The following is a 10575-nucleotide window of genomic DNA, read 5'->3' on the forward strand; positions in this document are numbered from 1 at the left end:
CCCCCATCCCGACCCCAGCCCTGACCCCGAGCCCGTCCCCGGCCGCGCTCTCCGCCACCGGACCCGGTCCGGTCCGCCGGTCCCGGCCGGCCCGTTCGGCGGCGAGGGCGTCCGCGCTCGCCTGGCTCAAGTCGACGCTCATGGACACCAGGTGTACGAACCGGCCACATCGCACCTCTATATCGGCCGGGCAGCCGGGCCGCCCCCACCCGGCCTGGGTGACAACCAAAGGTTGACACTCCAGGGACTGTCAACCTACGGTTGCACTCATGACGAACCCTTCAGAGGAACCCGTTCGCATGACCAACCCGGTACGCCTCGACGACCTGATCGAGGTCATCAAGCAGTCCCACAACGACGCCCTCGGCCAGCTCAGCGGTGCCGTCGTCGCCGCCGAGCACCTCGGCGACGTCGCCGACCACCTCATCGGCCACTTCGTCGACCAGGCCCGCCGCTCCGGCGCCTCCTGGACCGACATCGGCCGCAGCATGGGCGTCACCCGCCAGGCGGCCCAGAAGCGCTTCGTGCCGAAGGCCGACAAGGAGGGCGAGGGCGGCGACGTCCGGTCCGCCCAGGGCTTCGGCCGGTTCACCCCCCGCGCCCGCAACGTCGTGGTGTCCGCGCAGAACGAGGCCCGCGCCGCGGGCAACACCGAGATCCGCACCGAGCACCTCGTCCTCGGCCTGCTCGCCGAGGAGCAGGGCCTCGCGGTCCTCGCCCTGCGCTCCCAGGACGTCACACCGGACGCCGTGCGCGCAGCGGCGACCGCCGCACTGCCCGCCCCGGCCGAAGGCGCCGTCCCCGACCTGGTCCCCTTCGACGCCTCCGCCAAGAAGGCCCTGGAGCTGACCTTCCGCGAGGCCCTCCGGCTGGGCCACGACTACGTCGGGACCGAGCACATCCTGCTCGCACTCCTCGAACTGGAGCACGGCGAGGGCGTGCTCAGCGGCCTCGGCCTGGAGAAGGCCGCCGTGGAGGGGGCCCTCAGCGAAGCCCTGGCAGCCGTACTCGGCCCGGCCGGCGGGAAGCAGGAGTAGCGGAGTCCGCCTCCTGGGTCAGCTCGTACCGCTTGACGTACGCGCCGAGGAAGGCCTGCAGGGTGGCGACGGCCGGGATCGCGACGAGGGCGCCGACCGCACCCAGCAGGGCGGTCCCCGCGATGACCGACCCGAAGGCCACGGCCGGGTGGATGTCCACGCTCCGCGAGGTCAGCTTGGGCTGCAGCACGTAGTTCTCGAACTGCTGGTAGACCACGACGAACCCGAGGACGTACAGCGCGTACCAGGGGTTGACGGTGAAGGCGATCAGCGTGGGCAGTGCGCCCGCCAGGTAGGTGCCGATGGTGGGGATGAACTGGGAGACCAGGCCCACCCACACCGCGAGCGCGGGCGCGTACGGCACGCCCAGCACCGCGAAGAGCACGTAGTGCGCGATCCCGGACGCCAGGGCCATCAGCCCGCGCGAGTAGAGGTAGCCGCCCGTCTTGGCCACGGCGATCTCCCACGCGCGCAGCACCTCCGACTGCTTGGCGGGGGGCAGCACGGAGCACAGCGCGCGCCGCAGCCGCGGACCGTCCGCGGCGAAGTAGAACGAGAACAGGCCGACGGTCAGCAGTCGGAAGAGTCCGCCGAGCAGGGTGGCGGACACGTCGAGCACGCCGCTCGCGCTGTCCTGGACGTACTTCTGCAGCCAGTCCGAGCGCAGCAGGCTGTCCTGGATCTCCAGCCGGGACAGCTCGGTGTGGAAGGTCGCGTTGATCGTGTTGATCACGGAGTCGAGATAGCGGGGGAAGTCCTCCACCATGTCGACGATCTGCCCGGCGAGCATCGAGCCGAGCAGGACGACGAAGCCGACGGACGCGACGAACACCCCGAGGAACACCAGGAAGGTGGCGAGCCCGCGGCGCATGCCGCGGGCCGCCATCCGGGAGACGGCGGGTTCGATCGCGAGGGCCAGGAAGAACGCGATCAGGATGTTGACCAGCAGCCCGATCAGCTGGTGGAAGGCCCAGCTGCCGAGCTGGTAGCAGGCGACCAGCCCGAGGACGAGCAGGACGGCGCGGGGCAGCCACCGCGGCATGCGGTCAGCTGCGGAACCCGCCCGCCCGGCCGCGGAAACCGCCCGGTCCCCCGCGGAACCTGCCCGGCCCGCAGGGCGATGGCCCGCGTCGTCGGCAGGACCGACCCGGCCGGCGGGTACGGCCGCGTCCGGCGCCCCGGCCCGTTCGGCCGACGCCGCGCGGTCGGCCGGCTGGGTGTTCTCGGTCGTCTCATCGGTGGCTGCCACGCCGCCCAGTCTGTCCCACCCGGCCCGTATACGGGGAAACGGGGCGCCCCGCCCTCAGCGCAGCGACGCCGGGACGTCCATCGCCGCGCACACGGCGCGCCACACGTCCTTGGCCTCCCAGCCGGCCTCCAGCGCCTGGTGGACGGTGCGTCCGCCGAGCTCCGACATGACGTGGTCCCGTGCGAAGGAGTCCGCGTAGCCCGCACCGAAGTGCTCGGCCATCCGCTCCCAGAAAATCGTCAACCGCATGCATCCAGTATCCAGCCCGGCCGGGGACACCCCGGACGGCGCTACCCGCCCAGTGCCCGCACGGCCGCGGTGACCGCGACGGCGGCCCCGACCACCACGAGGAAGGGGGCCCGCAGGACCAGCGCCAGCCCCGCGGCGACCAGCCCGGCGGCCCGCGCGTCGAGCACGAGCTCCTGCCCGGTGGCGAAGGTCTGCTGGGCGGTGAGCGCTGCCAGCAGGGCGACCGGCAGCAACTCGGCGAGCCGGCGCACGAGCGGCCGCTCCAGCGCGCCGGCGGGCACGAGGAGCCCGGCCAGCTTGACGGCGTAGCAGCCGACGGCGGTCAGCGCGATGGCGATCCACACGTTCACGGGCGTCGTCCCTTCAGCCAGAGGACCGCGGGAGCGGCGAGCGCGGCGACGAGCACGGGCAGTCCGGCGGGCAGGAAGGGCAGCAGGCCCAGCCCGAGGACGAGCGCCAGCGCGGCGACGGCCCGCTCGGTGGTGCCCTTCAGCATCGGCGCGAGCAGGGCGAGGAAGACGGCGGGCCCGGCGGCGTCCAGCCCCCAGGCGGCGGTGTCCCCGATGGCCTCGGCGCCGAGCGCGCCCAGCACGGTGGTGAGGTTCCACAGGACGAAGAGGGCCAGCCCGGTCACTGTGAAGCCGAGCCGCGCCGACCTGCGGTCCGGCTGCGCCAGTGACACGGCGGTGGTCTCGTCGATCACCCAGTGGGCGGCGAAGGGCTTCGCGGCCCGGGGCAGGGCGAGCAACTGCGACAGCCGCAGCCCGTAGAAGGCGTTCCGGGTGCCGAGGAAGAAGGCCCCGGCGGCGGCCGTGAACGGGTTCCCGCCCGCGGCCAGCGCCCCGACCAGGGCGAACTGCGAGGCGCCGGTGAACACCAGCAGGCTCAGCGCACCGGCCTGCAGGGCGCTGAGGCCGGACCCCGCGGCGGTCACGCCGAACGCGAAGCCGGACAGGCCGACCGCCACCCCGACCCCGAGTGCGTCCCTCACGACGGCGGAGCGCGGCCGTCCGGCGACCTCCGCGGGGGCCTCCCGCGTCTCCCGTATGACTGCCTGGTGTTCTCCCACGCCGCGACCGTACGCAGGACCGCCCGCCCCGGTCTTGTACGTTCTTGCAGGCGACGCCCCCGCCGGGCGCGGACCCGGCCCGACACGGACGGCGGCCCGACACGGACGGCGGCCCGATACGGACGGCGGCCCGACACCGGCGACACGGACGGCCGCCCTGCCCCTCGCGCCGCCGGACGGCCCCGTACGCTACCCGGCCCGCCGCTCCCGCCGGTAGGCCCCCGGGGTCACCCCCACGATGCGGGTGAAATGCCGGTTGAGGTGCGGCTGGTCCGTGAAGCCGACGGCGGCCGCCGCCTCGGCCGGGGCGGTCCCCGCGTCCAGCAGCCGGCGCGCCCGCCTGACCCGGGCGTCGGTCAGCCAGGTGTGCGGCGGCATCCCGTACCGCTGCCGGAAGGCCCGCAGCAGGGCGAACGGGCCGGTCCCGAGCTCCGCGGCGAGCTGCTCCAGCGACGGCGGGTCCGCCATGCGCTCCTGGAGCACCGCGCGGGCCCGTGCCGCGTCCGAGGCTCCGGCGCTCTTCGCCATGCGGGCGGGCAGCGGCCCGGCGTGCCGGGTCAGGATCCGCGCCACCACGGTGCGCAGCAGGGTGTCGGCGGCGAGCGCGTCTCCCTCCTCGGCGGCCCGGTGGATCTCCGTGATGGCGTGCGCGGTCTGCGGGTCGGCGACCGAGTCGACGGTGAAGCCGGGGGTGCCGCGCAGCCCTGCGATCTCGGCGGCCACGTCGGCGATCAGCTCCCGGGAGGGGTAGAGCGTGGCGTACGCCCAGCCCTCCGGGACACCGGCGCGGGCGGAGTGCGGCACCTCCGGGTTGATCAGGACGACGCTGCCGGGTCCGGCGTGGACGGTGCCGCCGGGCAGGCCGACCTCCTCGATGCCGCCGGTGACGGCGGCGATCACGTATCCGTCATGCGCGTGGCGCGGGAAGGCGTGGCGGATGTAGTGGGCGCGCAGCAGGTCCAGGCCGGGCAGTTCCGCGTACTGCCAGTGCCGCGCCCACTCCCTGTCCCCGCCGTCAGCCATTCCCCCATTCTGCGCCCCGGCGCGCCGGGCCCGCGCGCCGCCTCCGGACGCCCTCCCCGGGCCTGTACGGCACGTCCTCCCTGGTCCGGGGCCGTTGTCGGTGCCGGGGTGGAGGATGGGGGCATGGCCGGCTCTGCGCTCGATTCGTTCTCCCCCGCGACCCGTTCCTGGTTCTCGGGGGCCTTCCGTACGCCCACCGCCGCGCAGGAGGGAGCCTGGCGGGCCATCCGGGAGGGCTCGGACGTACTGGTCGTGGCGCCCACCGGCTCCGGCAAGACGCTGGCCGCCTTCCTCGCCGCCCTGGACCGGCTGGCGGCCGAGCCGCTGCCCGCGGAGCCGAAGAAGCGCTGCCGCGTGCTGTACGTGTCCCCGCTGAAGGCCCTCGCCGTCGACGTGGAGCGGAACCTGCGCAGCCCGCTGACCGGGATCCGGCAGGAGTCGGTGCGTCTGGGCCTGCCCGAGCCGGACATCCGGGTCGGGATCCGCTCGGGCGACACCCCGGCAGCCGAGCGGCGGGGGCTGGCGAACCGGCCGCCGGACATCCTGATCACCACGCCCGAGTCGCTGTTCCTGATGCTGACGTCGGCGACGCGCGAGGCGCTCTCCGGCGTCGAGACGGTGATCCTGGACGAGGTGCACGCGGTGGCGGGGACCAAGCGCGGGGCGCACCTGGCCCTGTCGCTGGAGCGGCTGGACGAGCTGCTGCCGCGCCCGGCGCGCCGGATCGGGCTGTCGGCGACGGTCCGGCCGGTGGAGGAGGTGGCACGCTACCTGGCACCGCGGGGCCGGGTGGAGATCGTGCAGCCGCCCTCTGCCAAGGAGTTCGACCTGTCGGTGGTCGTCCCGGTCGAGGACATGGGCGTGCTGGGCGGTTCGCCGGCCACGGAGGACCGGGAGGGCGGCGACAAGCCGTCGATCTGGCCGCATGTGGAGGAGCGGATCGCCGACCTGGTCCAGGCGCACCGCTCCACGATCGTGTTCGCCAACTCCCGCCGCCTCGCGGAGCGGCTGTGCAACCGGCTCAACGAGATCGCGTACGAGCGCGCCACGGGCGAGCAGCTGCCCGAAGGCCCGCCGCCGGCCGACATCATGGCCCAGTCGGGTGCCGCGCGGGGGGCCCCGTCGCTGCTGGCCCGCGCGCACCACGGCTCGGTGTCCAAGGAGCAGCGGGCGCTGGTGGAGGAGGACCTGAAGGCGGGCCGGCTCCCCGCCGTGGTCGCCACGTCCAGTCTGGAGCTGGGCATCGACATGGGTGCCGTGGACCTGGTCGTGCAGGTGGAGTCCCCGCCGTCGGTGGCCTCGGGGCTGCAGCGGGTGGGCCGGGCCGGGCACCAGGTGGGCGCGGTCTCCACGGGCGTCGTCTTCCCGAAGTACCGCGGTGACCTGGTGCAGGCGGCAGTGGTCACGGAGCGGATGCGCAGCGGGGCCATCGAGTCGCTGCGCATCCCGTCGAACCCGCTGGACGTGCTCGCGCAGCAGCTGGTGGCGATGACCGCGATGGACACCTGGCAGCTGGACGAGCTGCTGGCCCTGGTGCGGCGGGCGGCGCCGTTCGCGGCGCTGCCGGAGTCGGCGTTCACCGGGGTGCTGGACATGCTGGCGGGCCGCTACCCGTCGGACGCGTTCGCCGAGCTCCGGCCGCGGGTGGTGTGGGACCGGGTCGCGGGGACGGTCACGGGCCGGCCGGGGGCGCAGCGCCTGGCGGTCACCTCGGGCGGCACCATCCCCGACCGCGGGCTGTTCGGCGTCTTCCTCGCCGGGGCCGACCCGAAGAAGGGCGGCGGCCGGGTCGGCGAGCTCGACGAGGAGATGGTGTACGAGTCGCGGGTGGGCGACGTGTTCACCCTGGGCACCAGCTCGTGGCGGATCGAGGACATCACCCGCGACCGGGTGCTGGTCTCCCCCGCGCCCGGGGTGCCGGGCCGGCTGCCGTTCTGGAAGGGCGACCAGCTGGGCCGCCCCCTCGAACTGGGCCGTGCGGTGGGCGCGTTCCTGCGGGAGTTGGGCGCGCTGCGCGCGCAGGACGCGCGGTTGCGGCTGCTGGCGGCCGGGCTGGACGACTGGGCCGCGGAGAACGTGCTGGCGTACCTGGCGGAGCAGCGGGAGGCCTGCGGGCACGTGCCGGACGACCGGACGGTCGTGGTCGAACGGTTCCGCGACGAGCTGGGCGACTGGCGGGTCGTGGTGCACTCCCCGTTCGGGGCGCAGGTGCACGCCCCGTGGGCGCTGGCGCTCGGCGCCCGGCTCGCCGAGCGGTACGGCATGGACGCCCAGGTGATGCATGCGGACGACGGCATCGTGCTGCGGCTGCCGGACGCTGACCTGCTGTCGATGGACCTGCTGGACCACGATCCGGCCGCCGTCCGCTCCTTCGAGTTCGACGAGGGGCAGGCCCCGCTGGGCGCGGCGGACGTGGTCTTCGACCACGGCGAGGTCGGCGGGATCGTCACCGAGCAGGTCGGCGGCTCCGCCCTGTTCGCGTCCCGGTTCCGGGAGTGCGCGGCGCGGGCGCTGCTGCTGCCGCGCCGCAGTCCCGGCCGGCGCACGCCGTTGTGGCAGCAGCGCCAGCGCGCCTCGCAACTGCTGCAGGTGGCCTCGGAGTTCGGGTCGTTCCCCATCGTGCTGGAGGCCGTACGGGAGTGCCTGCAGGACGTCTTCGACGTGCCGGGCCTGACGGAGCTGATGGGGGACATCGAGGCCCGCCGGGTCCGCCTGGTCGAGGTGACCACGCCCGAGCCGTCCCCCTTCGCCCGCTCGCTGCTGTTCGGGTACGTCGCCCAGTTCCTGTACGAGGGGGACTCGCCGCTCGCCGAGCGGAGGGCGGCCGCGCTGTCCCTGGACTCGCGTCTGCTGGCGGAGCTGCTGGGCCAGGCGGAGCTGCGCGAGCTGCTGGACGCCGAGGTGCTGGCGGAGCTGGAGCGGGAGCTGCAGTGGCTCACCGAGGACCGGCGGGCCAAGGACGCGGAGTCGGTAGCCGACCTGCTGCGGCTGCTGGGCCCGCTGACGGGGGCCGAGCTGGCCGAGCGGGGCGCAGACGCGGCCTGGCCGCAGGAGCTCGCGGACGCCCGGCGGGCCATCCGGGTGCGGATCGGCGGGGCGGAGCACTGGGCGGCGGTGGAGGACGCGGGCCGCCTGCGCGACGCGCTGGGCACGGCGCTGCCGGTCGGGGTGCCGGAGGCGTTCACCGAGCCGGTCAAGGACCCGCTGGGCGATCTCCTGGCCCGGTACGCGCGGACGCACGGGCCGTTCACCACGGCGGCGGCCGCGGCCCGCTTCGGGCTGGGCGCGGCGGTAACCGAGGGCGCACTGCAGCGGCTCGCGGCGGCCGGGCGGGTGGTGCAGGGCGAGTTCCATCCGGCGGGCATCGGGCAGGAGTGGTGCGACGCGGCCGTCCTGCGCAGGCTGCGCAGGCGTTCGCTGGCCGCGCTGCGCCAGGAGCTGGAGCCGGTGCCGCCGACCTCGCTGGCGACGTTCCTGCCGCAGTGGCAGCACCTGGGCGGGAGCCTGCGCGGCATCGACGGCCTGGCGCGGGCGGTCGAGCAGTTGCAGGGCGCGCCGGTGCCGGCCTCGGCGCTGGAGCGGCTGGTCCTGCCGTCGCGGGTGGCGGGGTACGCGCCGACCCTGCTGGACGAGTTGACGACGACCGGTGAGGTGGTGTGGGCGGGGGCAGGGGCGCTGCCGGGGAAGGACGGCTGGGTATCGCTGTACCTGGCGGACGCGGCGCCGCTGTTGCTGCCCGAGCCGCATCCGCTGGAGCTGACGCCCCTGCACCAGGCGGTCCTTGACGCCTTGTCGGGCGGGTACGGCCTGTTCTTCCGTCAGCTGGCGCAGTCGGTCCGCGCGCTGCACCCGGAGGCCACCGACCTCGAACTGTCCGAGGCGGTCTGGGACCTGGCCTGGTCGGGCCGGCTGACGAACGACAGCCTGGCCCCGCTGCGCTCGCTGCTGGGCTCGGGCCGCACCGCCGGGGCAACCGCGCACCGGGCCCGGCGCACGGTGCCGCGCGGGCGGTACGGGACGCTCGGCGCTCAGGTCTCCCGGCCGGGGCCGCCGACGGTGTCGGGGCGCTGGTCGCTGCTGCCCGGCCGGGCCGCCGACCCCACGCACCGGGCGCACGCGCTGGCCCGCACCCTGTTGGACCGGCACGGGGTGGTCACCCGGGGCGCGGTGGCCGCCGAGGGCGTGGAGGGCGGTTTCAGCGCGGTGTACCGGGTGCTGTCGGCGTTCGAGGACAGCGGCCAGGCCCGCCGCGGCTATGTGGTGGAGGGGCTGGGCGCGGCCCAGTTCGCGATGGACGGCGCCGTGGACCGGCTGCGGTCGGCCGAGCGGAACCCTCCGCCGCTGGCGGCGGTGGTGCTGGCGGCCGCCGACCCGGCGAATGCGTACGGGGCGGCCCTGCCGTGGCCGGAGCCCCCGGCGGGGGCCTCGCACAAGCCGGGCCGGAAAGCGGGCTCCCTGGTGGTCCTGGTCGACGGCGAGCTGGTGCTGTACCTGGAGCGCGGGGGCAAGACCCTGCTGGCATGGCCCGCACCGGAGGACCCGCGTCTGGCGGCGGCGACGGCCGCGCTGACGGAGGCGTCCCGTTCGGGCATGCTGCCTGCGCTCACGGTGGAGCGGATCAATGCGGCGCCGGCGCTGACGTCCGTACTGGGCGGGGTCCTGGAGACGGCGGGCTTCCATGCCACTCCGCGGGGGCTGCGGCTGCGGCACTGATGAGGCAGTGCCGAGACGGTGCCGGGTACGGCACTGCCGCGCCCCGGGGCCGCACCGAAACCGCACCCCGTTCAGCGGGCGTAAGGCTGCGGAGCTGTATCGACCATCGCGCTTACGTCGCGCTTATGTATTGAGCATGTCACGGGACCGGTTCCGACTGGCATCACCGATCGTTTCTGCACTATCAAGATCCACGCAGGCATCGCTCACGGCGGTGCCGCCTCGAAGAAGCACCTACATGGGGGACGAAGAATGAGCACCATGCGACGGACCACCACGGGCGTCATCGGTCTGGCGGTCGCGGGCACCCTGAGCCTGACGGGTTGCAAGAACGGCAACGAGGAGATCCCCGCCGCGCCGTCCGGCCCGGCCTCGTCCGCGCCCGCCGCCCCGGCGGAGCAGCCCGGCAGCGCGGCCCCGAGCTCGCCGTCGGGCTACGGCTCCAGCGCGCCCGCCGCCGGCGCGGCCGGCCAGGCCAAGTCGGGCCAGACCTTCAAGCTCGGCGAGACGGCGACCGTCCCGTTCGACTACGGCAGCACCAAGGGCGGCACGATCGCCCTCACCGTCACCGCGATCGAGCAGGGCAACCCGGCCGACCTGGACGTCTTCAAGCTCGGCGACCAGGTCAAGGGCAAGGTTCCCTACTACATCCGCTACACGGTGAAGAACGTCGGCAGCACCGACCTCTCCTTCGCCTCCGTCGGCCACATGAAGGGCCTGCTCGGCGACGGCTCCGAGGCCGGCAAGCTGTCCGTCATCGGCAAGTTCGACAAGTGCCCGGCCGAGTCCCTGCCGAAGGGCTTCACCAACGGCCAGACCCAGACCGGCTGTGCGGTCGCGCTGGCCCCGTCGGCCGAGACCAAGGTCTCCGCGGCCGAGTACTGGGGCGACCCGTACAACTCCCTGAACAAGGGCAAGGGCCTCGTCTGGAAGTAAGCGGCCGCGAGGCGGCGGGCGGCCCACCGGCCCCCGTCCCGCCCCGGGCGGATGCGCCGACGGCGATCCGCGGGCAGCCACTGGAGGCGGTTCGCTGCGGACGCGGTCGTCCGCAGCGAAGGCAGGGCCGTCACCACGGGGTCGACCGTGGCGGCAGATCGCCACGGTGACGAGGGCCATCGCCAGAAGCCACATCCGAGCCCCTGCGACGCCACCCCGTCGCAGGGGCTCGCACCGTTTCCCGGCCGCCTTGTTCCCCGGCCCGCCCCGTTCCCCGGTCCTGTCTCTTATACACGTCT

At 74.6% G+C, this 10575-nt stretch carries 8 protein-coding genes; 3 read left to right on the top strand and 5 right to left on the bottom strand.

All coding sequences use genetic code 11. From position 1 onward, the window contains the following. The first annotated feature begins 269 nt into the window (after positions 1-269). Positions 270-1037 (top strand): Clp protease N-terminal domain-containing protein, encoded by a 768-nt coding sequence (locus tag HYE82_RS28150; protein ID WP_179176982.1) that lies wholly within the window; start codon positions 270-272, stop codon positions 1035-1037. Here the strand turns inward: HYE82_RS28150 and HYE82_RS28155 are convergent. From HYE82_RS28155 to HYE82_RS28175, 5 genes are all read right to left on the bottom strand, one after another. Next, positions 985-2079, bottom strand: a complete 1095-nt coding sequence (locus tag HYE82_RS28155; RefSeq protein ID WP_179176989.1) for an AI-2E family transporter — start codon at positions 2077-2079, stop codon at positions 985-987. The genes HYE82_RS28150 and HYE82_RS28155 overlap by 53 nt on opposite strands. 261 nt (positions 2080-2340) lie before the next feature. Then, positions 2341-2535 (bottom strand): DUF3046 domain-containing protein, encoded by a 195-nt coding sequence (locus tag HYE82_RS28160; RefSeq protein WP_179176983.1) that lies wholly within the window; start codon positions 2533-2535, stop codon positions 2341-2343. A 41-nt stretch (positions 2536-2576) separates the two neighbouring features. Next, positions 2577-2885 (bottom strand): AzlD domain-containing protein, encoded by a 309-nt coding sequence (locus tag HYE82_RS28165; RefSeq protein WP_179176984.1) that lies wholly within the window; start codon positions 2883-2885, stop codon positions 2577-2579. Then, entirely contained in the window at positions 2882-3583 is a 702-nt protein-coding gene (locus HYE82_RS28170) for an AzlC family ABC transporter permease (protein WP_309144473.1), read from the bottom strand. The genes HYE82_RS28165 and HYE82_RS28170 overlap by 4 nt, the downstream gene beginning before the upstream one ends. A 210-nt stretch (positions 3584-3793) precedes the next feature. Further along, positions 3794-4627: an AraC family transcriptional regulator gene (locus HYE82_RS28175; RefSeq protein WP_179176986.1), complete on the bottom strand. Its 834-nt coding sequence runs from the start codon at positions 4625-4627 to the stop codon at positions 3794-3796. Positions 4628-4750: 123 nt separating this feature from the next. Between HYE82_RS28175 and HYE82_RS28180 the strand changes: the two genes are divergently transcribed. Next, on the top strand, positions 4751-9340 hold the full coding sequence (locus tag HYE82_RS28180; protein ID WP_179176987.1) for an ATP-dependent helicase: 4590 nt from the start codon (positions 4751-4753) through the stop codon (positions 9338-9340). Positions 9341-9592: 252 nt separating this feature from the next. After that, the gene (locus HYE82_RS28185) at positions 9593-10276 is read left to right on the top strand and encodes a hypothetical protein (protein ID WP_179176988.1); all 684 of its coding nucleotides are present in this window, start codon (positions 9593-9595) and stop codon (positions 10274-10276) included. Positions 10277-10575 lie beyond the last annotated feature (299 nt).

Origin of the sequence: Streptomyces sp. BR123, from assembly GCF_013401435.1 — a bacterium.
Classification (GTDB): Bacteria; Actinomycetota; Actinomycetes; order Streptomycetales; family Streptomycetaceae; genus Streptomyces.